The organism is Alteromonas sp. MB-3u-76 (assembly GCF_002831605.1).
Lineage (GTDB): Bacteria > Pseudomonadota > Gammaproteobacteria > Enterobacterales > Alteromonadaceae > Alteromonas > Alteromonas hispanica.
The window spans coordinates 1,713,812-1,738,303 of sequence record NZ_CP025115.1 but is presented as its reverse complement, the minus strand read 5'-3'; the positions used below and the strand labels follow the sequence as shown (position 1 = coordinate 1,738,303).

At 43.2% G+C, this 24,492-nt stretch carries 23 protein-coding genes; 9 read left to right on the top strand and 14 right to left on the bottom strand.

The window, feature by feature from the left end; all coding sequences use genetic code 11:
- Positions 1-58: 58 nt before the first annotated feature.
- Positions 59-598: a hypothetical protein gene (locus CW735_RS07770; RefSeq protein WP_071979903.1), complete on the bottom strand. Its 540-nt coding sequence runs from the start codon at positions 596-598 to the stop codon at positions 59-61.
- A 528-nt stretch (positions 599-1,126) separates the two neighbouring features.
- On the opposite strand from CW735_RS07770, the gene CW735_RS07765 reads away from it, so the two are divergent.
- Positions 1,127-2,248, top strand: coding sequence for a glycosyltransferase family 2 protein (locus CW735_RS07765; RefSeq protein WP_071979904.1), 1,122 nt, complete (start codon positions 1,127-1,129; stop codon positions 2,246-2,248).
- On the opposite strand, the gene CW735_RS07760 is transcribed toward CW735_RS07765, so the two are convergent.
- On the bottom strand, positions 2,166-3,050 hold the full coding sequence (locus CW735_RS07760) for a WYL domain-containing protein (RefSeq protein ID WP_071979905.1): 885 nt from the start codon (positions 3,048-3,050) through the stop codon (positions 2,166-2,168). The two genes, CW735_RS07765 and CW735_RS07760, sit on opposite strands and share 83 nt — an antisense overlap.
- A gap of 83 nt (positions 3,051-3,133) precedes the next feature.
- On the opposite strand from CW735_RS07760, the gene CW735_RS07755 reads away from it, so the two are divergent.
- Positions 3,134-4,090 carry an IS1595 family transposase gene (locus tag CW735_RS07755; protein WP_157812624.1) on the top strand — a complete coding sequence of 319 codons (957 nt, stop codon included), beginning with the start codon at positions 3,134-3,136 and terminating at the stop codon, positions 4,088-4,090.
- Positions 4,091-4,536: 446 nt separating this feature from the next.
- Here the strand turns inward: CW735_RS07755 and CW735_RS07750 are convergent, their stop codons facing one another.
- The gene (locus CW735_RS07750) at positions 4,537-4,743 is read right to left on the bottom strand and encodes a hypothetical protein (protein ID WP_015068459.1); all 207 of its coding nucleotides are present in this window, start codon (positions 4,741-4,743) and stop codon (positions 4,537-4,539) included.
- Between CW735_RS07750 and CW735_RS19545 the strand changes: the two genes are divergently transcribed.
- A complete protein-coding gene (locus CW735_RS19545; RefSeq protein ID WP_157812663.1) occupies positions 4,744-5,151 on the top strand; it encodes a hypothetical protein in 408 nt (135 codons plus the stop codon).
- On the opposite strand, the gene CW735_RS07740 is transcribed toward CW735_RS19545, so the two are convergent.
- The 3 genes from CW735_RS07740 to CW735_RS07730 form a co-directional block, all read right to left on the bottom strand.
- Positions 5,139-7,745: a M1 family metallopeptidase gene (locus CW735_RS07740; protein WP_442857506.1), complete on the bottom strand. Its 2,607-nt coding sequence runs from the start codon at positions 7,743-7,745 to the stop codon at positions 5,139-5,141. The genes CW735_RS19545 and CW735_RS07740 overlap by 13 nt on opposite strands.
- A 182-nt stretch (positions 7,746-7,927) precedes the next feature.
- Positions 7,928-9,847, bottom strand: coding sequence for a methyl-accepting chemotaxis protein (locus CW735_RS07735; protein WP_100971589.1), 1,920 nt, complete (start codon positions 9,845-9,847; stop codon positions 7,928-7,930).
- A 107-nt stretch (positions 9,848-9,954) separates the two neighbouring features.
- Positions 9,955-10,206 carry a hypothetical protein gene (locus CW735_RS07730; RefSeq protein WP_100971587.1) on the bottom strand — a complete coding sequence of 84 codons (252 nt, stop codon included), beginning with the start codon at positions 10,204-10,206 and terminating at the stop codon, positions 9,955-9,957.
- 193 nt (positions 10,207-10,399) lie between these two features.
- Between CW735_RS07730 and CW735_RS07725 the strand changes: the two genes are divergently transcribed.
- Positions 10,400-10,804: a phosphate ABC transporter substrate-binding protein gene (locus CW735_RS07725; protein WP_100971585.1), complete on the top strand. Its 405-nt coding sequence runs from the start codon at positions 10,400-10,402 to the stop codon at positions 10,802-10,804.
- Between the two features lie 140 nt (positions 10,805-10,944).
- Here CW735_RS07725 and CW735_RS07720 read toward each other — a convergent pair whose 3' ends face one another.
- Positions 10,945-11,853, bottom strand: coding sequence for a LysR family transcriptional regulator (locus CW735_RS07720; RefSeq protein ID WP_100971583.1), 909 nt, complete (start codon positions 11,851-11,853; stop codon positions 10,945-10,947).
- A gap of 105 nt (positions 11,854-11,958) precedes the next feature.
- Between CW735_RS07720 and CW735_RS07715 the strand changes: the two genes are divergently transcribed.
- From CW735_RS07715 to idi, 4 genes are all read left to right on the top strand, one after another.
- On the top strand, positions 11,959-12,822 hold the full coding sequence (locus tag CW735_RS07715) for a type 1 glutamine amidotransferase domain-containing protein (RefSeq protein ID WP_232368389.1): 864 nt from the start codon (positions 11,959-11,961) through the stop codon (positions 12,820-12,822).
- Positions 12,823-12,839: 17 nt separating this feature from the next.
- Positions 12,840-13,994: an iron-containing alcohol dehydrogenase gene (locus CW735_RS07710; protein ID WP_100971581.1), complete on the top strand. Its 1,155-nt coding sequence runs from the start codon at positions 12,840-12,842 to the stop codon at positions 13,992-13,994.
- A gap of 246 nt (positions 13,995-14,240) precedes the next feature.
- The gene (locus CW735_RS07705; protein ID WP_100971579.1) at positions 14,241-16,166 is read left to right on the top strand and encodes a putative bifunctional diguanylate cyclase/phosphodiesterase; all 1,926 of its coding nucleotides are present in this window, start codon (positions 14,241-14,243) and stop codon (positions 16,164-16,166) included.
- A gap of 144 nt (positions 16,167-16,310) precedes the next feature.
- Positions 16,311-16,868, top strand: coding sequence for an isopentenyl-diphosphate Delta-isomerase (gene idi / locus CW735_RS07700; RefSeq protein WP_100971572.1), 558 nt, complete (start codon positions 16,311-16,313; stop codon positions 16,866-16,868).
- A gap of 31 nt (positions 16,869-16,899) precedes the next feature.
- Here the strand turns inward: idi and CW735_RS07695 are convergent, their stop codons facing one another.
- From CW735_RS07695 to CW735_RS07670, 6 genes are all read right to left on the bottom strand, one after another.
- Entirely contained in the window at positions 16,900-17,829 is a 930-nt protein-coding gene (locus tag CW735_RS07695) for a Brp/Blh family beta-carotene 15,15'-dioxygenase (RefSeq protein ID WP_100971570.1), read from the bottom strand.
- The gene (locus tag CW735_RS07690; RefSeq protein WP_100971567.1) at positions 17,830-19,080 is read right to left on the bottom strand and encodes a lycopene cyclase family protein; all 1,251 of its coding nucleotides are present in this window, start codon (positions 19,078-19,080) and stop codon (positions 17,830-17,832) included.
- A gap of 20 nt (positions 19,081-19,100) precedes the next feature.
- On the bottom strand, positions 19,101-20,027 hold the full coding sequence (locus CW735_RS07685) for a phytoene/squalene synthase family protein (RefSeq protein ID WP_100971565.1): 927 nt from the start codon (positions 20,025-20,027) through the stop codon (positions 19,101-19,103).
- Positions 20,017-21,576: a phytoene desaturase family protein gene (crtI, locus tag CW735_RS07680; RefSeq protein WP_100971563.1), complete on the bottom strand. Its 1,560-nt coding sequence runs from the start codon at positions 21,574-21,576 to the stop codon at positions 20,017-20,019. Before crtI ends, CW735_RS07685 begins: the two co-directional genes overlap by 11 nt.
- Positions 21,569-22,426: a polyprenyl synthetase family protein gene (locus CW735_RS07675; protein WP_157812662.1), complete on the bottom strand. Its 858-nt coding sequence runs from the start codon at positions 22,424-22,426 to the stop codon at positions 21,569-21,571. The genes crtI and CW735_RS07675 overlap by 8 nt, the downstream gene beginning before the upstream one ends.
- A gap of 96 nt (positions 22,427-22,522) precedes the next feature.
- Positions 22,523-23,341: a bacteriorhodopsin-like gene (locus CW735_RS07670; protein ID WP_100971559.1), complete on the bottom strand. Its 819-nt coding sequence runs from the start codon at positions 23,339-23,341 to the stop codon at positions 22,523-22,525.
- A gap of 201 nt (positions 23,342-23,542) precedes the next feature.
- On the opposite strand from CW735_RS07670, the gene CW735_RS19540 reads away from it, so the two are divergent.
- Positions 23,543-23,707 carry a hypothetical protein gene (locus CW735_RS19540; RefSeq protein WP_157812661.1) on the top strand — a complete coding sequence of 55 codons (165 nt, stop codon included), beginning with the start codon at positions 23,543-23,545 and terminating at the stop codon, positions 23,705-23,707.
- 58 nt (positions 23,708-23,765) lie between these two features.
- Here the strand turns inward: CW735_RS19540 and CW735_RS07665 are convergent, their stop codons facing one another.
- Entirely contained in the window at positions 23,766-24,440 is a 675-nt protein-coding gene (locus tag CW735_RS07665; protein WP_100971557.1) for a nitroreductase, read from the bottom strand.
- Between the last annotated feature and the right edge of the window lie 52 nt (positions 24,441-24,492).

Below are 24,492 nucleotides of genomic sequence, written 5' to 3'. Positions count from 1 at the left end.
TCTATAAAAAACTTGCAGAAGTAGAGCCTTAGAAAAGGTAGTTACTTGTATGTGAGTATCATTTTTTTTCTACACACCACATTAAGCTTTTACAGGCATCTTCACGGCGCTTGAAATGCGCTAAACCAATAAGCTTTCCATCTCTTGGCCAAACAGCCTGCTTCAACACGTCGTTATCAGCTTCGGTAAGTTTTTCAGCGCTTAATTGAATTTCGATAGCCTTTTTGTTGGGTTTAATTAGCGTTGGTACCGCATCGACAACGATTGACTTATCCACGCAAATATATTCCCTTTTTACAGGATCACGCACTACACCGATAATATTGTTGTCGCTGATAATGGCCGGCCACCCTTCTGAAATACGGCTTTGTCCAAACATAATTAGCGTAAAAGCGACCAACACAAACAGTGTTAACCCGACAAATTGGTTGCTCAAATCTGGCGCAACAATCACGATGACAGCAACAACAGCCGCAAAGAATATCCAGCCACCAAAAACTCTTCGCATCGCATTGGGAGATATCCCGGAAATAACATCGACTAGTCGCAATGATTGCTTGTCGTAATTTCTAATTTCTACAGAAGACTGAGATGGCACGAGGATAATCACCCTTATAAAAATGGCGCAATGATCAGCATTATTACGCGCTAACCGCTATTTAAGATTGTCTGTCTATCGATAGTATCTGTAAGTGCTAGCTCTAAGTACTAGCTATAAACGCTGGCTATAGATACTGGTTATAACTACTGCCTTTTCTTTTACACGGATAAAAGCAGGGGAACAAGAATAAATAAGTTGTTGAAAAGTAGTTACTTACCTTCGATTTCAAGGTTAGCAAATAAGCCAGCTCTCGCATAGCGTTAATCACTAAATTTGCTCAGTAAAAACGGGGTTACCCTATACCTGCAATATAGACCTGTAATATTTTCCTTTTCTTCTGAAAATATTGTCTACCGGCTTCTTAAAAACTAAACCAAAATACAAATTATCAATAATTTTCAGCTACTTAAGTTATGGAACACCTATTGCTTATCTACTGTTGCAATGGGTTATATAGACGAAAGTATAAGAACTTATTTCGAATCTACTTTTGCTGCAATTCAGTAAATAAAGGGATATTTGTAAATGTGTGCACCAGTTAGCGTGATAACAATAGTGAAAAACAGAACTGATAAGCTCTGTAACCTTGTTAATCAGCTTGAAGCATGCGAAGCAGCGCCAAGCGAGTTACTTATAGTTTGGATGACGCCGCCTTCTGATTTGTCACTAATAAAAAGCGACAAATTCACAATTGAACACAAGTTTGCAAACCAACACGAGTTACCTATCGCAAAGGCGCGAAACAAAGGAATGTTTGAAGCGAAAAACAAAACGCTTTTATACATCAGCGTGGATACTATTTTCTCACCAAAATGTATTGAAGAGGGTCTTAATTCGCTAACTGAGTCATCCATTGTGCGCGCTCCTGTAGAGTTTATTCCCTTATCGGCTTGCGAGTCGCCTTATGAGCATTTATTTTCCGAGCGAAAAGAAAATACTGAAGCCAACCGTAATTCTGTAACAAAGCCAAATAATAATGTGACTACATCGAGTCAAAAGGACGAGAATCATGGAAAATTTAGTAACGATAGCAGTACTTCTGCAATGTTTTTTATTCGTAAGACAGACTTTGAAAAAGCCGGCGGTTTCGATGAAACCTACGACGGCTACGGGCTAAACGACGAAGATTTTTTCACCCAATGCCGCGCGCTTAACTTTTCAATTCACGACCTCTCTTTACCTTCCTATTCTCCAGCACGTGAGACTGCGCAGTGCCCAGTAAACCACCTTCTTGATTTCGTGCATAATGCTCAACTATTTCGTGAAAAATGGGGTTACTACCCGCGTAAAGATATTCTTCAAGCCTATGCGGAAAAGGGACTGATAAATTTAGACTTTGAAGAGAGCGCAATTCGCGTCACCCGATTGCCTTCTGATGACGAGTTAAATGCTGAGTTAAATGTTGACTCAGATGTGGAACGCGATGATGAAAGCGTTCCAAAAAGTAATGTCCCTGCTAAACGCTCGGAGCGTGCCACAAAAAAGCCAAGTAATGCTGAAGTTTCGCTATCGGCCGCTGACACAAGACGAGAGAATAACGCTCTCCCCTCTTACGCGCCAAGCACTATTGGTACTCCGGCTCTTCACGGGTATACCCTGGCGCAATGGCGAGATTATCCGTATTTGCCAAGCTCGCGTGATTTTTAAGCCACAATTGATATTCTCCGGTTCTTAAGCTTGCAAATTTTGTACAATCCACATTCCATCGGCGCAACAAGTACCCAGCCATTGCCGCCCGTACGTTAAGTGTTAGCACCCCTTCTTCCATTGCATAATCAAGCTCAATTGCAGTGGGGTGATTAATATTTTTGGGGTGCGGTACAATTTCTAATGGAATAATTCTCTGCCAAGCTTCATCACTTTCTTTACATTCGTTAGCCTCAGGAGTTTCTTTTAACGTCACCTTGCTAATGCGGGTTAAAACAAAATCACGAAAACTTTGCGACTTGCGGTCGAAAGCGCGAACATGCCAACGCTGGCCGTTATCAACAATACTGTGAGGTACAAGCTCTCTTGCGCCAGAGCCACTGCTTAACGATGTATAAATAACGCTTATTGCTTTGTTATTCACAATGGCTTGCACTACCTTAGCCACAACAAATATGTCAGGAACATTTAAAGACGAAGCACTTTCAACGGGAAAATGAATATCGCCAATGGCATCGAACCCGTCTGATATATCGTTAGCTAGCTTTACAAGCGTGCGCTTTGCATCGTGCTCAAATAGCGGGTTGAAATTTTCCGTTTGAAAGTAGCGTTTTTCCTGTGTTGAATATACTAAATTTTCTGGAGCCAGCTCTTTGTATAACGTGAAATCACGAGAGCCTGCAGACAAGCCTACCTCAAACCGCGTAATAAGATCTTGTCGGTGGATCGCGCCTTTAAATAGCAAACAAAAATCGATGTACGCCAGCCGTTGGCGTTGTGAAAATGAAATAGACTCAAGCATAATGAATATCCAGTGTTTTTTTAGGCTATGTTCTGCTAAATTGTTGCTATACTGTATATGAATACAGTTATTGAGGGTTGATCATGATCCCAGCACAATTTACAAAGCTTATAGCCGAGTTAGAACACTTAACAGATAGTCAAACCCGTTATGTTGAGAAGCTGCTGAAAGGCACTGATAGCGTCTCACAGTTGATAACAGAGCTTGAGGAGCGGATGGTTGAAAACCCTGAATGTCCGCACTGCCATAGCTCACTGATCAATCGGCACGGCAAGGTAAACAAGATGCAGCGTTATCGCTGCAAGAACTGCGGCAAAACCTTTGTAGCGACAACGGCGACACCGCTAGCTCGACTGAGGTACAAAGAGCTTTGGTTAGAATATATTCGCTGTATGCTGGACAGTAAGCCATTGCGTAAATGTGCCGAAGAATGTGGCCTCCACCTTGAAACATCGTTCAGGTGGCGGCACCGATTCTTGGCGCTACCATCAGCACTGAAAGCGAGCAAATTAGAAGGCATTATCGAGGCAGACGAAACACTTTTTCCCTACTCAGAGAAAGGCTCAAAACGGATGACTCGTCAGCCCCGTAAAAGAGGGGTGAAAGCGAAAAAACGAGGGCGTTCAAAGGATGATTGGGTGCCAGTTTTAACGGTCAGAGACCGAGCTAAGAGTACGTATGAAGCCGTTGTGCCAAGTGTTACATCGGAAGCTTTGCATCAGGAGCTAGCAGGAAAATTAGAGAAAGACAGTGTGTTGTGTAGTGATGGCTATAAGCCCTACATAGCTCTTTCTGAGAAAAATGATTTAATACACAAGCGCTTAGATGTGGCAGGAGGAATTAAGGTGATAGATAAAGTCTTTCACATTCAAAATGTTAACGCCTATCACAGCCGTCTGAAAGCGTGGATAAAACGGTTTAACGGAGTAGCCACAAAATACTTGGAACACTACCTGGGTTGGTTCAGGTTTATGGATAATCCAGAAAACCTTAACGAAAACAGGCTCTTTTCGATTCAACAACAGTTAATCCGAACATAGCCTTTTTTTAAACAGTGTGGTTTATTTCAAGCCGCGTGTAAATATAAACTTTACTGTTATATGCCCAAATTTCGGCTTTACTCTCATACTGTAGAAAATATCGAGTAGGGTGAGGCTTGCGCCTCATCCCTCTCACAGAACCGTACGTACGGGCCTCGTATACGGCTCCTGCATACTTCATATCACTTGCTAAGTGACACAATGCTAATTTGCAATCTAGTATCGTGCGCCCTATGGACATCGTTCATTTTCTAACATTGTGGTAACTTTCATTGCAGGGTTTGGCGTTCTAGCACTGAGGCAATCTACCAAATTTGACTACAATTACTTCCCATATACGGCCTGTCTCACCAGACATCACTATTCCTAGCGCACCGATTCGACTTGTCCCGCTGATCTGGCGGCTTGTGTATCAATGATAAAAAAACTCACAACTCATCAGAGTCTTAAAGTCTGCTTCCCCCCTTCGCAATCCATTTAAGCTTTTGGCTAAAATAGATCCTATCAAACACAATGCTGATAGTCGGCTTGGTTTTACCCTCCACACCATTACTGGCTTTCATCGGCCTAGCCTTACTCACTACTACGGGTTCATCTGCCACCTCACACTCGCAACATTCTTGGATCACTCCTTGAACGATACGTCCAACCATTTGATTGGATCTAATGCCAGGCTTCCCCAGTTACTGCACTGGCTCCCTGTTAGAAATTCCACCCTCAAACACAAAACAGGACTGACTGAGTATCGGGCTTCGCGCTATTTTGCACGCTTACCCTCCTGTCTTGCCGAATCAGGTTCACTTGCGTTGTGTACCTCTAACTTCCTATGGCTTCCTTCAGACCCTGCCGTTGGCCAACAACGCCCTTGCCATTCGGATTATCTTCCCCTCAGTCAGGGTGATTCAGGTTTCTTTCAACCTGACGGGTTTGCCAGCTTCGCTGGGCAAACAAAAAAGCACCTAAAAAGGTGCTTAATACTTGGTTTGAGTTTTCTTAGCATTTTAACGCTAGTTAATGTCTTAGCCTGCGCTCAAGTACCCTCAGAATCTCAGCTTTGGTAGCTTGCCAAGAAATTATCGAAATCTTGTTGGAAAGCGTCTTTTAAGCGAAGGCACTGCTGAGATTCATCTTGCATAATCTCTACGCCACGTGACATACCTTCATGCTTGCTCATAATATCAGCGTAAAACGCATTCGCCATGTTCAAGTTTTCAACTGAGCATGTCGATGACACGTACTCGGGCATACTAGAAACATGATAGTCAGGCATTTTTTTCAACAAAGCCTCTTTATTTTCATTAAGCCATTGATAAAGCAAGGTGTGATCGTCTAGGTTTCTGGCCACTCGTGTAACCATGTATAGAGCATTAGCTGGCGTTACATTATCGGTTAGCGCTAAATCTAACATTTTAAAAACCAGCTCTTTATCATCAAAACGCATGGAATAAAGTAGCGTTCGTTTTACGTTAGGCAACTGCGCCTTTTTAAATGCGCCTAACAGGTCAGCAAACCATTTTTCACTATTTTCTTTTGCGCTATTTTTTGTGGCAATAGCGATAGCCGTCGCCGCTATCCCAGATGGAACGCTTGTAGTATCCGCAATGTATTGCTTAGCCAGTTTCTCGCTTTTCTTAACAAGCATCTCGCTATCAGCATACATACCTAGTAATCCATAAAGCTGATTGCGAAGACGCATTACATCTGAAGAGTCGGTATCTTGTTGATTTAGGGTTAAAGCATCTAATAACGGCATGTACGTTTTATTTAACAGGGCCGCATAAGCCTCATCGTTGTTATCATTGACCAAATAATCGAACTCTTGCAGTACCCCAACAGCAGCTATCGTCACCGCCGGGTCGTCATCACCGCTCAACGTATTCAGCACTTTCATTACGCTATCAACCCCTACCTCATCGGCATTTAACAGAGCTTGGTAGTTATACAGCACGTTTTTCTTCTCGCGCTTATTGAGCGCATCAATGTTGGCAAGCAAGTTATCTAGCTGCTTTTGAGGTACTGACCAACGAAAATAACCTGTAGCGTTGTCGTTCGGATACACCCAGTCTGCCTCGGCTAATTGCGGCAGCACAGTCGTTGTTTTATCAATGAAAACAATTTCACTTTTAATCTCATTGTTCACTTGATAAGTCAGTTTAAGGGGAATAGCCCAAGTTTGTTCTTCAACCGATGCCCCTGCATAGTGAAAACGGGACTGAGTCACTTTTCCGCCATCAGTAATGTGAATGACAGGATAGCCTGGTTGCTCTAGATAGGCTTTCATCATTGCACTTAAGTTGAAATCTGAAACGCCATCTAGTGCACGCCAAAGGTCGTCGGCGACGGTATTGCCCCATGAATGGGTTTTCATGTAATTGCGAACGCCTTTACGGAAGTTTTCTGTTCCAATAAGCGACTCAATCATTTGCAGAATAGATTCACCTTTTGAATAGTTAAGACCAAGACCATCCATTACGTCAGGTTGACGCTTCACCACTTTCTTCACCGGCTTAACAGTAGGGCTAGCGTCTGCACCAAAGGCGCCTTCTTGTACTAGCCTATCCGCGTAGTTAAGCTCTGGGTAAAGCTCTTTCATGGTATGACTTGCAGCCCAAGAAGCAAAAGCTTCGTTAAGCCAAAGATCGTCCCACCACGCCATTGTAACTAAATTGCCAAACCACTGATGAGCAAGCTCATGAGCAATAACATTTAACGGTGCAGAGCGCTCAGTAACGCTTGGGTTATCAGCGAGAAGCAGTAAGCTATCGCGGTAGGTTATCAAACCTACGTTTTCCATTGCACCATGAGTAAAGTTGGGTACGGCAACGAAATCCAATTTTTTATACGGATACTTTATGCCAAAGAAATCTTCTAAGGACGCTAAGATTTCAGGCGTGTGCTTTATCACAAATTTGGTTTTATCATCGTAACCTTTAGGGACATAAATACGCCCTGGTACAGATAACCCTTCCATTTCAGTGCTGTCGAACGGCCCTACGGTGTAGGCAATAAGGTAAGTTGGCATAGGTTTGGTTTTTTCAAAGGTAACCGTTTTTACACCATCGCTAACGGTTTCTGTTTCAACTGGCGTGTTCGATACCACCACTTGATGTGCCGGAGCACTGATTGTCATTTGATAAGGAATTTTAAATATTGGCTCATCGAAACTGGGAAATGCCTTTCTTGCGTGCATATCCTCAAATTGGGTAAATATGTAATTGCTATCCTCAAAACGCGATAGGTACATGCCGTCTGATGAGGTATTTACCTTACCTTCAAAGGTAATTTGCAGCGTATACTTACCAGGTTCAATAAGCGTCTCTGCTGCTCCCCAATTAATATCAAAATCGCTTTGCGTAACATCAAGGGAAAGAACTTCATCTCCTTTTATTAAAGCCGCAGATATTATGGACAAGTCGTGTTGGTAAAACCCTACTCTTTTTGTAGGCGTATTCACCGTTACCTCTATGTCTGTGGTGCCTGAATAATTAGGCTTATCGGGGTCTATATCTAGGTGAATACTTTGAAAAGTAGGCGTTACCGAAGAGGGCAAACGATATTCCACGTCTGCTGCTAGGGCTGTATTGCTTAATAAAGCGTTCAGCGCAAACAGATTGAAAATAAGTACCAGTGCAGCGCCGTTTAAGAGCGCAGTCATTCGTTTCATTTTTATTATTCCATGCGTAGAGCAACACGATGATGTGGTGCAACAATTTATTTATTGAGTAGGATAAAGGCGCATTGCGTCTATCGCAATGCGCAGTATGCAAAAGTAACGATGCAAATTGTTACGGCAGGTTTCAAATATGCCGGTATTTTTTTTTGGGGGGGGGGAGATTTTTAAAAACGATAGCGACGAAGCTGAGCCTGCATTTGCCTAATTTGCTCTACCAGTTCATTACAGCTTATTGCAACTTCCTCTGCATAATTACTGTTTGCTTCGCCCACCGCTTTAATACTGTCTACACCTTGTATTACATTCATAGCTACTTGCTTCTGACCTTGTGCAGTCTCAGACGCTTCGTTATTCAACTGCGTTATTCTTGCAACTGCACCTAAGGCCTGCTCAAGAGATGTACCTGCATGTTTTGTCACCTCCAGGGTCTTAAATGCCGTGTCTTTGTTATGGTTCATCTTCGACGCAGCTTCTCTACTTCCTTGCTGTAAGCGTTCAATCATTATTCTTATTTCTTCGGTAGATGACTGGGTTCTACTTGCTAGGGACCGAACCTCATCGGCAACTACAGCAAAGCCACGCCCCTGCTCCCCAGCTCTGGCGGCTTCAATAGCAGCGTTTAGAGCCAACAGATTAGTTTGCTCAGCAATATTTCTTATCACTTCCATCACGCCGCTAATTTCTTCGCTTGCCTGCGCGAGTTCATTGATAACCTTCACCGAGGCGTCTACATCGTTGGCCTGAGCCTGTATATCTTCGATAGTTTGCGCCAGCACACTGACACTGGTTCTGGTGTCCTTATCTGCGGCATTGGCAGCGTCGCTTGAGCTCAGGATCCGTGAGGAAACGCTGTCGGTGTTCTCTTGAAGAAGCGTAATAGCATAGTCTATTTTATCGGTTTCTTCTGAAAGCAAGGATACAGACTCACTTGAACGTTCCGCAGTTGAGTTTAGCCGCTCAGACTTTGTTAGCATTCCCCCTGTGGCGGCATCTACGTTTTGTAATGTCTCCTGCAGCTGACCAAGCAATTGGTTAAACGCCCGTGCCATAGCGCCAAATTCATCGCTGCGCTTTCCTTCAAACCTAAACGTGAGGTCACCTTCTCCAGAGGTTAAATTTGTTACCACGGCAATAAATTCTTCTAGCGGACGGCCGACGATGTATTTTACTAGCAGCCAAATAGTGACAAGCACGCCTGCGCTGGCAACAATTACTTTGAGGATGACTGCAAAAACAGCAGCACTAATTAGCGATGATTTTTCACTTTCTGATGCAACAAGTATAATGTCGTAACCCCATGCATCAAAAGGCACTATAGTCGTAGACCAGTCGTCACTATTATTTAAAGCGGCCTGCACCGTCTTCTCATTCACATGAGAAGAATGCATGCGAATATTGCCTTTACCGTCTCTAAGCGCAACGAACCCCTCTTCCAGTAAGTGGCTCTTTTTTATTGCATCTTCTAACACGTTTAAATCTGCAGAATACCCTACATACCATATTCCAATAACGCGACCTTGTGCATTAAACATAGGCTCATAGCCGGTAAGATAAGGGCTTCCGAGAATGTCGACAGCACCATAATAGGCTTTCTGTTGCTCTATTTGTTTTATGGCTTTTCCGGTAGGGGCGAGTTTGGTACCTATAGCTCTTGCACCGTTTTTAATCACATTGGTGCTAACGCGAATGTAGTCGTCTCCGGTTTTACTAAATAATGTGGCCGTCCCTCCCATTACTTCTGTAAGGCCATCAACCAATGAGAAATTGTTCGCTTGTGCTTGAGAGCCCAAGAACAATTGCTGCGCAGCAGTATTGTTTACCGTTACTGTTCCGCCGTGACTGGGGGCTCCAATTTCAGCTCCCCGCTGCTTGAGTAAAGACATACTGCTTTTCACTTTTTCTAAAACAATTGCGTCGGTAACGGTGAGTATATTCACGAGCCTGTCTGCAGTACTTTGTTTTTGCGACTCTATTTGTTTCAACACGCTGGAGGACGTGGTGACTACAGTAATGATGGCGATCAATAATGCCAATAACGCAATAACAGAACAAATGGCTAGCAAAAATTTCCGCTGTATCGACATGTTTTTCTCACTTATTGGGGCTTTCTAAGAGGGCAACATCCTTTGTTGGTTTTATCCATATACTTAAATTTAGGTAAGTTTTTCAATAGAGCAAATTTTTTTAACATTTACTTCATATTTACTTTGCCCCCAATCATCTTAAGTGCTGGCGCGCCGCGAATAAGTGCATCTCGAGCAAACTGTTGATTGCAGTTAGGACAAATTCCCTCGCTCATTGTGTAGTCCTCTACAATCCTTTCTTTAAAACATTTTACTAACGCTCCCTTTCCGCCTTTTTTATATTTATAAAGTTGTTCTTTGCATTTTGCGCAGTAAATTTGAACCGTTTTTTGTGGCCCCTTTTTACGTGGCTTAGCCATTAACACCTCGCTGTTGGCAAGAGCAGGAATAAAAAAGGAAAATTGCTACCATTGTACAATCGTGCTCAGCCTTTGTTCTCAGTTACAATAATGAGAGTTTAATCTTTTAGCACCGTCTAACCAATGCTGGGCCTTTTATATTTTGGGTCTATACTTAGTTGGGCCTGACCACAATTATTTTAAGGTAATTTCAATGAAGTTTATTATTGCGCTGTGTTTATTTTTATCAGCACCTGTATTTGCGGGCACAGCAATTATCATCAATAGCAGCAATACATCCGGTATTGATCTGGAAATGGTAAAGCGAATCTATCTAGGTAAGGCAAAGGCATTTCCAGACGGCAGCAGAGCGATACCACTGACATTTGAACAAGGCAACGGACTGAGAGATACATTCAACAAAGATGTCCTTGGTAAATCTGAATCTCAATACTCTGCATTTTGGTCAAAACTCGTTTTCACGGGCCGCGGAACGCCCCCTGAGATGATAGCAAGCGAAGAAGAAATGTTGACACTTGTCGCTAATAACCCTAATACCATTGGATTTGTTGATGAAAGCAAAGTCAATGAGACAGTTAAAGTTGTAGGCACCTTCTAGTTGATGTATGTGGCCTCATAGGTAGAGCTTTCTCGATACTTTTTCAGTCATTCCTCAACAAAAAATGCGCAGTGTATTAAATAGCAAACAAATAGCGTTTACTGCTAATACACTGCACACGATATTTTTTACCTTTTCGGTTAGTTAGGATAATCCGCATAATAGTTGATATTAGCAAAGGCCATAATAACGTCCTTTGCGAAATCGACCCTTGGGTTTGATAATGCCCCTTTTTTCCACACCAAATATAGGTCATTTTCAGGTCCATCTGCGCCCAATTGAATAAGCTCCCCCTGCTGAATACCTTCCTTGCATAGGTAGTCTGGCAACACCGAATAACCAATACCTGACTTAACAATTGACGCGATTGCGCGGATATCCGGGCAAATCGCCGCCACTGCCGATTCGCATTTGGCATTAAAAACATCGGCAAAATATCGTCGAATAAGAGGAAGCTGCTCATCGTAGGCTACCACCTTATGGGAATTTAATAGCGAAACGGTAACCTCCCGCTCACCAATCAATTTTCCCTGTACTCTATTCATGACCAAAATAAGCTTTTCTTTATCGAGTTTTTGATATTCATACATTTGAGATGTAGGTTCTGAGGCTGTAATAGCAAGTTCTGCCACATCGGTTTCAAGCAGACCGTAGATATCGGTTTTGTTTCCAGTGTGAATAACCAGGTTTACCCTATCTGCTTGAAGCAGGTTGGCAAGAGTGGGCCCTGCTACCGAACTAAGATATTCAGCAGGTCCAGCTAGATGTAGCGTACCATGGTCTGTAGAAGCTCGACTGCGGATAGAAGCTACTTTTTGCTCTAAAATATCTATATGACTTGCCACTTGAAGCGCTAAATCATCGGCAATAGGTGTTGGCTCAACACCTCGAGCTTTACGAACAAATAGCTCTTTGCCAACAATAGATTCCATAGCTTGAATGTGCGACGTGACTGCAGGTTGTGACATATGCAGCCTTGATGCTGCTCTGGTGATGTTACCACTGCGATAAACTTCAACAAATGTTTTCAACTGGGTGAGGTATGACATAACCGACCTATCAGATTTTTGATGGCTGACACTAAGTTATCTGACTTCTTACACTTATCAAATAGCTTTACTATGTTTGCAAGTTAACACATTGAAGGATTTTCTGTGAAAAAGACATTACCAATACTATTACTCGTGCCCGCTGCATTAACATCGTTAAATGCTTTTGCCCATGGTGAAAATGCGCACACAGACGAAAAAGGTAACGTACTCGTACTGCTGTCTAGCGAAGATACGATGCAGCTCACCAATGGAAAAACAGAGCCTACGGGATATTATTTAAATGAATTCGGTGTACCGGCAAAAGCCTTAGTAGAGGCGGGATATCACCTAGTACTTGCTACGCCAAAAGGCAATGCGCCGTCGGTAGATAAAAAATCTGTGGTACCTCAATACTTTGGTCAAGACGAAGCCTACATGCAGACAATAGAAAACTTTGTCGCTTCCCTTGACGGTATCAACGACACCCTTTCCCTTTCAGAAGTTATAGACGCTGGCCTTGAAGACTATAAAGGGGTTTTCATACCGGGGGGGCATGCTCCACTCATTGATTTAGCTAACAACCCTGAAGTTGGGCAAATATTGAAGCATTTTCATGCCTCTGAAAAACCTACAGCGGCAATATGTCATGGACCAATCGCACTTTTATCTGCGCAAGATGAGCCACAGGCATACAACACAGCAATGAAAACTCAAGGCTCGGCCGACGCCAACAACTGGATTTATGCAGATTATAAAATGACGATATTTTCAGAGGCTGAAGAGGAAGTTTTTGAAAGTTCATTAGAAAACGCCAAGCTTTTATATTATCCGTCAGACGCAATGGCTACGGCCGGCGGCGATATGAAATACAGTAAAATGTGGACGCCGAACGTAGTGGTAGATAGGGAACTGATTACAGGCCAAAACCCTTTCTCTGACAAATTGCTTGCAGAGAAACTTATTGAACAACTAGATGAACAAGACTAATAGGACGATTGATACATATGCTTAATTTTACGTTTAAAAACCAAACTGAAATTCTTTTCGGAAAAGGACAACTTAGCGAAGTTTCGTCTCGTTTACCTAAAAACGCTAAGGTGCTTTTCTTATATGGTGGAGGCTCAATTAAGAAAAACGGTATTTACGATAAAACCATTGACGCTCTTGGAGATGCAGAGGTTGTTGAGTTTAAAGGCGTAGAGCCCAACCCAGAGTTTTCTACTTTAATGAAAGCTGTCGATGTTGCCAGAGACAACCAGGTGAATTTTATATTAGCAGTGGGTGGCGGTAGCGTTATTGATGGCGCAAAGTTCATTGCAGCAGCAGTTAACTTTGCCGGTGATCCTTGGGATATTCTTATTAAAGAGGCGCCGTTTGAAAACCCGTTACCCATAGGAGCAGTGCTTACATTACCCGCAACAGGTTCGGAAAGTAACGGTAATTCTGTTGTGAATCGCAAAGAAACATCGCAAAAGCGCGCATTTTCTTCAGAGACAGTACAGCCAGTATTTGCTGTACTGGATCCAGAATTCACTTACTCATTACCACCCCGTCAGGTGTCTAATGGTGTAGTAGATGCGTTTGTACACGTAATAGAGCAATACCTTACATACCCTGTTAACGCTCCCCTACAAGACCGTTTTGCTGAAGGTATACTGCAAACGTTAGTAGAGGAAGGTCCTAAGTCTTTGGCAACTCCAACAGATTATGACGTAAGAGCTAATGTGATGTGGTCGGCAACCATGGCGCTCAATGGTTTAATAGGTAAGGGCGTACCTCAAGATTGGGGAACTCACATGATTGGCCACGAGCTTACGGCACTTCATGGTTTAGATCACGCCGTGACATTGGCAATCGTATTGCCTTCGCTTATGTACGTTCAGCGCGATAGCAAAAAAGAAAAGCTGCTGCAGTTAGGTGAGCGTGTATTTAACATCACCGAGCAAGATGAAACCAAGGCTATCGATTTAACCATAAAGGCAGTTCAAGACTTCTTTGAAACCATGCAGGTTAAAACTCGACTATCTGACTACGACATCGATAAATCTGCTATTGACGGTTTGGTAGAAAACCTTGAGCGCAATGGACTAACGGCTCTTGGTGAACACGGCGATATCGATTTAACAAAGGCAAGACAAATACTCACACTAGCAGCTTAATGTTGCTCTGCCAGCTTGAGTCTACGGCTTAAGCCTGCGAACTATAAGCCTGCAAGCAGAAAGCCTGCTCGCTGATATTCTGTAAATTGGATTATCAGCGAGCTTTTTTATAATTCGCACTTTAAACTTTTGAGTCTCCCCTTACACGTGGTGAAATCTCTGAGCGTCGCTAAAACCTCACGCCCCTCTTGCTTTTTCTTCATTTACGATTAAATTTATTACTATGAATTAAGAAAAGACACCTTAATGCACCAAGGAAAGGCTTCTCGAAATAAATTGGCATCGAATGTTGCTGAAACTGAGATAAGACGTCGTCGTCTTATCCAGATCTGCTTTGCAGCAAGCTCAGGGCTATTTGCTGCGTTGTTTTTTGCGCGCAACTCAGCATTCTATATTATGTTAATTGGATTTATCGCTTTACTAACCATCTCGTTAATGGCGCTTTATCGGTATAGCAGCACCTGCAATTATCTTTTTCTTGGTACTGTTTCTTCAATACTATTCGCCCTTTGTGCAACGGGTGCAGGTGTATTCGATTTAGCAATGCTCGGGTTACCCGTAGTTATCATTTTTTCTGCGATGCTCGGTAACAAACGTCTATTTTTATCGGTGCTTTCATTGGTATCAATACAATGCTTTGTTTTAGCATGGCTTGAGTTAGGGGGAATAGTCGAGCCCAATACGCCGGTTCTCACATGGTCTCACGTCAGTTTTATATTTATTATTTTCTCTGTTACCGGCTTTAGCGTATATGTTTTAGTGCAAGATATTCGCAAACTTATTGAGTCACTAGAAATTGAAAACGCGAAGACCGAGGAAAGTAAACAGCAAATTCAACATTTAGCCCTACACGACCCTCTTACTAATTTGCCGAACCGCGTGTTAGGAGAGCGACTATTAGTGTCAATGCTCAACGAGCATCAAGCATCGCCAAATAAGCTCGCCATGTTGTTTATCGACCTAGATAATTTCAAACCAATTAACGATGCATTAGGTCATGCCGCCGGTGATGATTTTTTGAAAAAAATATCGCAAACCATTGATCAAAACCTTCAAAAAGGCCAGTGTCTCATACGTTTTGGCGGCGACGAGTTTATTATTCTTGCCCCCAACATGAGCGATAAGAAAGAGGTAGATACGCTTAGCAAGCAAATCATTCGATTATGTTCGACAGAATATAGTATTAATGACGCTAGAGTTGTGGTGTCGGCTTCGATAGGTATAGCTTGCGCTCCAGACGACGGCCTAACCTTTAAACAGTTATGTCGCAAAGCGGACGTCGCTATGTACGAGGCAAAACGCAAAGGCCGCAACCGATTTGAATACTACAATAGTAAACTTGATGAACACAGTGACAGAGTATTTTCCTTACTGCAAAAGTTAAGGCCCGCCATACTTAACAATAAACTTGAGGTGTATTATCAACCCCTTATTGACCTTCACAGTGACACTATTTGCAGTATGGAGGCCCTAGTCAGATGGCCCCAGGAAGATGGAGGCATGATTTTTCCCGATCAGTTTATTCCTGTAGCGGAAAGTAGTGGTTTAATTAATAAACTTGGCGCTTTTGTGCTAGAGGAAGCCTGTCGCTTCTGTGCTCATCAGCACAGCATCGGGAATGACAAATTAACGGTGGCGGTAAACCTGTCTTTTTCTCAGTTCCGCGATAATTCACTGCCCGGTATTGTCGAATCCGTTCTAAAGAAAACCGGATTGGCTGCAAACTTCCTCGAACTAGAACTCACTGAAACTATATTAGCCGATGAGCAGGGCAATATATCTACGCAACTCGAACAATTGAAAAGTTTAGGTGTGCAGTTTGCTATTGATGATTTTGGCACGGGATATTCCAACTTAAATTATTTGCGTTCTTTTAACGCTGGAAAGTTGAAGATAGACAAAATTTTTATTACTACCCTTGGCATCGACGAAAAACACGAAATGTTGGTATCGGCTATTATTAACATGGCAAAGAGCCTTGATATGAAAGTTGTTGCAGAGGGCGTGGAAGGCGATGCTGCAAAGACAAAATTAATCGAGCTTGGATGTGATATTGGGCAAGGTTATCTGTGGTCTAAGCCCATACCGGAGTCTCAATTCAATGAGCTGTTAAAAGTAGAAAAGCAAGCAAACGACCTGCATTTGACATTTGATGAGAGCCCTGCAACATAATGAATTCGCTGGTAGAAGAAAGTTCTTAAACCCTGCCTTTACGCATAAAAAACCTCAAGAGTGATTACGCGCCTTAATAAACATGACAAAGTGAAACCATTACGACTGTATTACGTAACAATAATAAAAGCGTGAGCAGTTAAAATGAGTGAATCAGTAATATTAGTAAATTCGACGGGAAATAAGGTGGGTACCTGCGAAAAGCTCCAGGCTCATCGTCATGGCTTATTACACCTTGCGTTTTCGCTTATGGTTGTCAGGAAAACCGAAAACGGCTTTGAACATTTACTTCAACAAAGGGCCACGGATAAATATCACAGTGGCGGCAAGTGGAGCAATGCCTGTTGCTCTCACCCTCGTGAGGGAGAAAACCTTGATAGTGCGGTTAAACGCAGAGCCTTTGAAGAATTAGGCGTTACGCATTTGTCTAACCCTGAGTACATTGGGGCGATGACGTATAAAGCTGAACTCGATAACGGCCTGACAGAGCACGAGTACGACCATATTTTTGTTCAATACTGCGATAATGATACCTTGCCTCTAGCACCTAACCCTGATGAGGTTTGCGCCACTAGATGGGTAAACGAAAGCGATATACAGGCTGAATTAACACATTCTCCACAACGCTACACTGCTTGGTTTGCCGAACTGCTAGAGAAATTTATTGCAGCTAGAAATGTCAAAGCCCCGAGCAATGCGTAGCGCTCAATGCTCAGCGCCTATTAATTAGCGCCTAGGACGATATTGAGTGAGTCGCATTGCCCGACACATTGCTCAAAAAACGCTCACAAAAATAAGTCAGCATCACATGGGGTACGGTAACGGCGAATAAACCAATAAAAATAAGTGGGTAGTAGTTGGCTAAACCATTTAAGTCAGATAGGTAAATGTGCGCAAAAGCATATAGAACCAGCGTTCCCACCATTGGAAGCAACGTGACAGCTAACAACTCTCGCCACCGCATATCCATCTTATTTTTGATTAAAACAGTGTGATACACCGAGTGAATAACGCAAAAATAAATAGTGAAGTAAATGAGCGGCGGCACTAAGCTAGCACAGGCTAGTAGCATCATCATATTTCCCACTTTCCGCGTTTCTACCTTTCCCTTTAGCCAATAGTAGGAAACTGCCACTGCACAAATGAACGTGACAACTTGCATCATCAATACAATAACGACAGAGTGCCTAGCAGGCACAAATAGCCAACCAAAAACACCTTCTAGTTGCGATGAGTAGAGTAAGGATGGCGCAGTGACAACAATGAGACCAAAACACCATGAAGGTATAGTAAATGTTTGCTGCCAATCATGCCTAAAGTGCGCGGCACCAATAATAAGAAAGGTGACAAGGCACAACGTTGGCATTATTACCCAAGCAGAAAAAGCAGCTACAACAACAAGAGAGTAAACGGTAACTAAACCCGTTAAGCGTCTGCCCGGTTTTCCTTCCCCCCAAGAAACAACACTTTTAAACGCACTTGCCCTGCTTAAGGTTTTAAGCATGATTATGTCTAGCGCACCGTGGGGCATACCCAAAGCAAAGATAACCACAAGCGCTACAAGGCCTATTGTGTTCTCGGATACTTGGGGCGCGGCATACCACAATGCAGTAAACAAAATACTGACTATCGCAAAGTTGTTAAAAAGCTTTTGAGTTTGCATTTAATGCTCAGGGGTGATTAATGCTCTTAAAAATGGGCGCTTGGGCATAGCGTTAATCATTGCCAACATATCCTTGAAAGATGCGCTTTCCGACATAAAGCGTGCAAACGCTCCCGCCTCTATATGTTGAGCCATAGCTGAAAACAATTGCGGAGCACGTGCCATATCATTACGCATTACTTTCAGAAAAACACTGTCTAGTTTTGTATAAAGCGAGGGAACAGCGCTTTTTGTAAAGACTATTTGCTGGCGATGCGTATCTTTTGCGCCTGAATTTTCACAATGTATAGCGTTATTACCTATGACAGCTGCCGCGTATTTTGCCCACCGCTGAATGATCATAAATGCATATCCGGAAGAAGCTCTAATCATATTACCTTTTACGCCTATACTTTCCCAATTGCCCACTTTGACTGGCTTAATACGCGTATCCATGGGCAGTACGCCTTTCTCCCAGCGCTCGATTGTAGTTTCGGTGCTAATATTCGTACCATACTTTCCATCTGCAATAATTTGCTCACATGCTGACTGCATATCAGAGAGACTTTCTTGTCGAGTTGAAAATCGAGTTAACTCTATAAGCGCGCTGTGAGCGTTAAAAGGCAAGATGTAGGTGAACTCAAAACAATGATTATCTGCAACCATGTTTTTCATAAGTGCTGCATTATTGGAGTCGAAGATTGGTGACGCTGAAGTTACCCACGCCCCTGAGAAGTACTGATTGATTATGCTTGTATTAGGTGCCTTGTTGGGTACTTTATTAAGTGCTGCGTCAGGTGCAGTGCACTGCCCTGCACTATCAAAGCCAAGATCCGCCGACACTCGCTTTCCGTTAAGCATTATGGCTACACCTTCTTCATAAGCAGTGTCATCACTATCTAGCTGCTCACAGTCTGTGTTCCAGTGCCACTCAATATTAGAAGTCTTGGTTAATTTGCTTAGTGCATATTGATAAAAATCTTCTGCTTTTATGCAGCAGTATGACTCATCCAAAGATGATGTCTTGTGCTCAAATTCTTCGTCGTCACTGGAGAAGCTCCACGTCAACCAGCGTTTTGCTATGAGCGCACGCAAAGAGTCTGGTAAATTCTGATCTCCCCAGAAGCACCATGTCTTTTGAGTGTCGGGCTTTGGAAGCTTGTCGACAACCAAGATTTTCCCCGTGTACCCCTGCTCTACCAACGCGAGCATGAGCGATGTGCCGGCTAGCCCAGCCCCACGAATAATGATATCTACACGGTCGGCATTCATAGATAGGTAGTCATCAGCGGTTAATCACCGGTAATACTATTTGTAATGCTGTAGGGCTGTAAATCCGAGATTGCTGACTGAAGGGTAGCTAATGGAGGAACAGTTTCTCTTTCGAAATCTGGATAACCACCTCGGAGTAAAATTGACGATGCAATAAACACTTTTTTTGAAAGCTTTACGTGAGTTCTGCCGTGCCAATATGCATATTTATGATGCTTCGCTAATTTCACGCCAATTTCTCGGTAGACAGATGCAGCAATCGCAATAGCGGTTCGGCTTTTCTTAGGTAGATAAGTTAACCCCTGCCAACCGCTGCAATAATACGACTCGCTGAGTGTAAGCAGTCGTTTTACTGCTTCTACCACTTTGTTTTGAGTCGCCTCACTGTTTTTTACTATTTCTTGCGCACTGACATCGCACCACTGGCGGGGAATATAGCGACGTCCCATGACTGCGTCTTCAAAAACGTCTCTAGCGATATTGGTGAGTTGCATAGCTATGCCAAGGTTAGTGGCATGAGGTAAGCCTTCCTCGTAAGCCCCTAAAATTGGACACATCATTAAGCCAACAACCCCTGCTACGCGGTACGCATACCTGATGAGATCATACTCTGTTTCAAATTCTACGGTGTAGAGATCTTGCTTTACCCCTTCGATAAGCTGAATGGGCAAGGTGGAGGAAAACCCCAACTCTTGCTGTAGCAGCAAAAAGTCTGAAGTATTAGAGCAAATATGGGTGCCCGACTCTAATGCGTTTTGAATGTTATTAAGTTCCACTTTTGCTTGGGCTTTATCGCTACTTTCATCAGCAATGTCGTCAATCCATCGGCAAAACGCATAAAGCCTAGCGGCCTGAGCTAATTTGTCCTCAGGTAAAAAATAGCCCGCGAAACGAAAAGACTTCCCGTGCTTGGCTAAGGTTGCTAGTGCTACTTCACTATTTGACATTTACACTCTCGCTTTGCAGTTCAGGCGAGGTGGATAACGAAGGACGGTGTGTGGAATGACTCTTGCGCTTTACAGGGTGTGTTGCCACCTCTGGTACTAGTCGTTCAACTACCTTTGCCGAGGAAAGCACACCGGGGAGACCTGCTCCGGGATGAGTCCCCGCGCCACATAAGTAAAGGTTGTCGATACCCTCACTTTTGTTGTGAAATCTAAACCATGCAGACTGAGTTAAAGTTGGAGCAATTGAGAAACCTGCTCCTTGTACGCTAAGGTAATCCTCTGAGAATTCTTGCGGCGTCATATCAAACTGTTCAACCACACATTCGCTTAGCCCAGGCATAATTGACGACTCGAGGGCTTGAATAATTTTGTTGGCGTATTCTTCGCGAATGTCATCCCACTGAGTCCCAGCAGAAAGGTTAGGAACAGGTGATAGAACATAAAAGCTGTCACATCCCTCCGGAGCCATGCTGGGATCTGTGGCTGTTGGTCTATGCAAATATAACGAGAAGTCATCTGCCAACTCTTTTTTGTTAAAAATATCATCAAGCAACGATTCGTAGCGCTTTCCTAGCCAGATGGTGTGATGGGCAATATCTTCAAACTTTTTGGTGGTGCCAAAATACAAAACATACAGACCCATAGAGAGTTTCGCGTGTTTTGTCTTAATTCTGGCCGACAATTTTTGGTCTTCTTTTTTTATCAATTTAGAATAAAGGTATTTCGGATCGATGTTTGATACCAGTGTATCGCAACTTATTTCACCTGAATCGCAATGCACTTTGGTCGCTTTTTTATTTTCCGTCTCAATGCTCGTGATGGTGGTATTTAGTTGAATGTTGATACCCTCTTCTTCCATCAACTTTCCTAAAGCTTGTACTAGCGCTCCCGTACCCCCCATTGCGAAATGAATGGCCCATTTTCGCTCAAGAAAGTGGATAAGGTTATAAATGCAGGTGGTATCAAAGGGGTTCCCGCCAACAAGAAGCGGTTGTATGGAAAACGCTTGGCGCAGCTTTTCACTTTTTAAGTGCTCGCAAACTAACTGCCATACATTTCGATAGCAACGAAGTTTGGCAAGATTGGGGATCTGCTCAACCATGCTGGAGAGCGAATGGAAAGGTTTATCTGCTAACTGACTAAAACCAATGTCGAAGATAGCTTCAGATTCTTTGAGTAGTTCGAGGTAGCCATTTTCGTCTTCAGGGCAGATGCGCCTTATTTCTTGCAGCGTATATTCCAATGTGCCGCCGTAGTTGAATGTATCACCGTCAGGGTAAGCAAACTTATACCAAGGCTCTACAGGCACGATATCGATGTAGTCTTCTATGCGCTTGTCGAAAAGCTCAAACAGTTCTTCGAATAAGAAAGGGGCGGTAATCACAGTGGGACCGGCATCAAAAACAAAACCATTTCTACGGAAAACGCGAGCACGTCCACCTAGTTCGCTTTGCCTGTCCACTAACGTAACATCGTACCCCTTAGCTTTCATACGCAATGCTGACGCAATGCCACCGAATCCGGCACCAATCACTACGGCTTTATTCATTTTGGCTCCTACAAACTGCCTTAAAAAGCTGCTGGCAAGCTTCAATAGCTGATGCGCCGCAATTTGCGGGAAGCTCTTTAAGCTCTAACTCGCAGCGCTTCAACAAGTATTGCGCTCGTGTTTTTGACAATTCGATAGCTTGGCTGTGATCAGATTCTCGCGCTAGCAAATTAACAATATTCAGCTGACCGTTCGCTAAATCTGCGCGCCAATCATTCATGTCGTCGGCTATTTGATAGGCTATGGCAAACTGTCGAATAGCTTCGCTCGCTCGCTCCACTTCACTTTCATAATTTGCTGCAATTAATGGCAGCGCTAAGGAGAGCTGCAGCAAAGGTCCAGATTTTTCAGCTGCAATCAGCTCAAAATCGGACAGCGACTTACACTGCTGGTGTATGTCTTTGCACTGACCTTCAATGGTTTTCGACACACTGTTGCTCACGCATCGAAGTAATGCAGGAAGTTTATTTATTTCATCAATACCGCTAAGTGCACCGTATGCTTTAGAGAGCATAAGATCGCCTGCACACAGCGCTATATCTTTTCCAAACCGGCTCCAAACAGAAGCCCTGCCACGACGCTCCGCATCGTTGTCTTGTAAATCATCATGCACTAACGATGCGTTGTGAAGAAGTTCAACACAACAGGATAAAGAAAGTGCCATTTTTTCATTTAGCATCAACGCATTGCTTGCATCTAAACAAAGTTTCGCCCTAGTTCGAGAGCCTCCGCTTTGTAGGTGATAACACGCTGCTGTGTTTTCTGAAACGGATAAAAACAGCGCTTTTTCTAACGCTTCCATCATCCGCGTATTAATTTTGCTGGTGCTTTTTACTTTGCTTTTGTTCATTTTCACACCCTCGGCCGTTATTTATTATGCTAAGTCGCTCCTTAACTGCATATAACGATAAGCACCAGCTTCTCATGAAGCTGGTGCTTTATCCTCTTAGCTTTTCAGTTTTGCATCACTTTCGTTAGTAGCTGCATACCAAATTAAGAGACCAAATGCGATCTTATTCACTACGTCAGCAAGGTTGTAAACAATGTTAAGTGTATCTGCATCTGCAGCACCCACCATATAACCAAGTACGTAACCAATTGGGTAAATAGCCCAACCTACTGTTACTACCCAACGCATTGCACCGTAAGCATATTTCACTGCATCGCTAGCGTTTGCTTCTGCGGCTTTACCTGCTTCGCCTAGGAATACTTCATACAGGATGAAGAACCAACCTAGCATGCCAATAACAAAACCAACTGTTAGGTTCATATAGCCAGCTTCACCGAGATAACCCGGTACTAGCATTACCAATGTACCGATAAGTAGACGCCAGAAGATACCTGCAGACGCTACGCCAATGGCACGCAATATTAGGTAAAACTCAATCATAAGTAATGGCACAGTTAATAGCCAATCTATATACCTATAAACGGTTGGTGTTTCACCCGTGGCTACCCATACATCTCTCATGTAGAAGTAATGCACGGCAGCGATGAAAGTAACCAGCGCCGATACCGTTAATGATGTTTTCCATTTTGCAGTTACGCCCTGAGTTTCCCACAAGAAAAACACAGTAGACGCCATCAACGCCATAGAAATTAACCAGAAGGAAATCCCAACAAAATCATCGGGTTGCAAGTTTGCCGCTGCATGAGCCATGCCTGGAGTCAAAAGCATTAAACCGCCGGTTGCGAGCAGTTTTGTTTTGGTTCCTAGTCGACCCACGTTTTTACACATATCTGATATGGAGCTAAAGTTTTTCATATTTTTTCTCTCACATTCATCACTTGTTTAAAGTTAACGTCGAGCATTTTAACAATTACTTAACGTACCTTTGATTAATCAGTAACGAGGGTTTAGGATCAGAATATAAATAAGAATTGTGCGAATGTTAAAAAACATTAATAAAAGTTATACTGTAGGTTAACTTTTTAAACTTTAGACACTTAAGAAAGCGAAATAGATATGAAACTACTGAAATTGGGCGTTGCTGCGGCGATTATCGTTTCGCTCATATCATTGGCATGGTATTTCGTGCGACAGGGGCAGTTTTTGTTGGTGGGAGCACCGACTGCCCTATTACTTATCATTGTGTTCGTCATGATTTTAAGACAAGAACAAGCAGATTGAGCCTTGTCGAACTCATGCCTGTTAACCAACGTGGCCGTCTTGGCTAACAAACTGGACGTTATTCAAAGCCGTGATAGGTAACGAAATCTTTGTTATCTGCTCGGGTTGAACGTACTGCGTTGGCAGGAAAATCAGGGTCTGGGTAGCCGAGCGCAATACAAATCATTATTGCCTCGTCATCTGGGATGTTCGCGTGTTTGTGAACCACATCAGATTGCATGATGCCTTGCCCGTTAATAACGCAACCCAACCCAAGGTCCCAGGCAGCTAAAACAATACCATAGGCTAGTGAGCCTAGACCAAACTGCGTGATCCCAGCAGGCTCTAGCTCTTTATCGTAAGTCAATACTAATGACACTGGCGCATCGAACTGACGGAAACCTCGCATCATCCATTCCATGCGCTTTTCTTTGTCTTCACGAGTGATCCCCATAACATCAAAAAGCTGAACTGCCACATCAATTTGGCGCTGACGATGTATGCCCTGGTAATCTTCTTTGTATGGAAAATCTCGCTTGTGAGGTTTCCCCGCCAGCGTGTTTTCAGTGTTGCCCTCTCGAATTTTATCTAACACATCCCCAGTGACTACATGAATTTTCCATGTTTGTGTGTTGTAGGAGGATGGTGCCCACTTAGCCGCGTCAATAATAGCCTCTACAGTAGATTTAGATACTGGCTGGTTTGTAAAGCCGCGAACACTTTTTCTCGACGCAGCAAATTCTGCAAAATTCATAGCACTCCAGATTAACTAATTGGTTACATATAATTAACCTAGAGTAAACGGT

Excerpts from the sequence above, each read along its gene's own strand:
- CW735_RS19540 (WP_157812661.1), top strand. The coding sequence starts at position 23,543 with ATGAAACTACTGAAATTGGGCGTTGCTGCGGCGATTATCGTTTCGCTC.
- CW735_RS07670 (WP_100971559.1), bottom strand. The coding sequence starts at position 23,341 with ATGAAAAACTTTAGCTCCATATCAGATATGTGTAAAAACGTGGGTCGA.
- idi (WP_100971572.1), top strand. The coding sequence starts at position 16,311 with ATGAGTGAATCAGTAATATTAGTAAATTCGACGGGAAATAAGGTGGGT.
- CW735_RS07720 (WP_100971583.1), bottom strand. The coding sequence starts at position 11,853 with ATGTCATACCTCACCCAGTTGAAAACATTTGTTGAAGTTTATCGCAGT.
- CW735_RS07730 (WP_100971587.1), bottom strand. The coding sequence starts at position 10,206 with ATGGCTAAGCCACGTAAAAAGGGGCCACAAAAAACGGTTCAAATTTAC.
- CW735_RS07760 (WP_071979905.1), bottom strand. The coding sequence starts at position 3,050 with ATGCTTGAGTCTATTTCATTTTCACAACGCCAACGGCTGGCGTACATC.
- CW735_RS07755 (WP_157812624.1), top strand. The coding sequence starts at position 3,134 with ATGATCCCAGCACAATTTACAAAGCTTATAGCCGAGTTAGAACACTTA.
- crtI (WP_100971563.1), bottom strand. The coding sequence starts at position 21,576 with ATGAATAAAGCCGTAGTGATTGGTGCCGGATTCGGTGGCATTGCGTCA.
- CW735_RS07690 (WP_100971567.1), bottom strand. The coding sequence starts at position 19,080 with ATGAATGCCGACCGTGTAGATATCATTATTCGTGGGGCTGGGCTAGCC.
- CW735_RS07750 (WP_015068459.1), bottom strand. The coding sequence starts at position 4,743 with ATGGTTGGACGTATCGTTCAAGGAGTGATCCAAGAATGTTGCGAGTGT.
- CW735_RS07685 (WP_100971565.1), bottom strand. The coding sequence starts at position 20,027 with ATGTCAAATAGTGAAGTAGCACTAGCAACCTTAGCCAAGCACGGGAAG.
- CW735_RS07675 (WP_157812662.1), bottom strand. The coding sequence starts at position 22,426 with ATGAACAAAAGCAAAGTAAAAAGCACCAGCAAAATTAATACGCGGATG.
- CW735_RS07710 (WP_100971581.1), top strand. The coding sequence starts at position 12,840 with ATGCTTAATTTTACGTTTAAAAACCAAACTGAAATTCTTTTCGGAAAA.
- CW735_RS07765 (WP_071979904.1), top strand. The coding sequence starts at position 1,127 with ATGTGTGCACCAGTTAGCGTGATAACAATAGTGAAAAACAGAACTGAT.
- CW735_RS07735 (WP_100971589.1), bottom strand. The coding sequence starts at position 9,847 with ATGTCGATACAGCGGAAATTTTTGCTAGCCATTTGTTCTGTTATTGCG.
- CW735_RS07705 (WP_100971579.1), top strand. The coding sequence starts at position 14,241 with ATGCACCAAGGAAAGGCTTCTCGAAATAAATTGGCATCGAATGTTGCT.
- CW735_RS07740 (WP_442857506.1), bottom strand. The coding sequence starts at position 7,745 with ATGACTGCGCTCTTAAACGGCGCTGCACTGGTACTTATTTTCAATCTG.
- CW735_RS07695 (WP_100971570.1), bottom strand. The coding sequence starts at position 17,829 with ATGCAAACTCAAAAGCTTTTTAACAACTTTGCGATAGTCAGTATTTTG.
- CW735_RS07725 (WP_100971585.1), top strand. The coding sequence starts at position 10,400 with ATGAAGTTTATTATTGCGCTGTGTTTATTTTTATCAGCACCTGTATTT.
- CW735_RS07665 (WP_100971557.1), bottom strand. The coding sequence starts at position 24,440 with ATGAATTTTGCAGAATTTGCTGCGTCGAGAAAAAGTGTTCGCGGCTTT.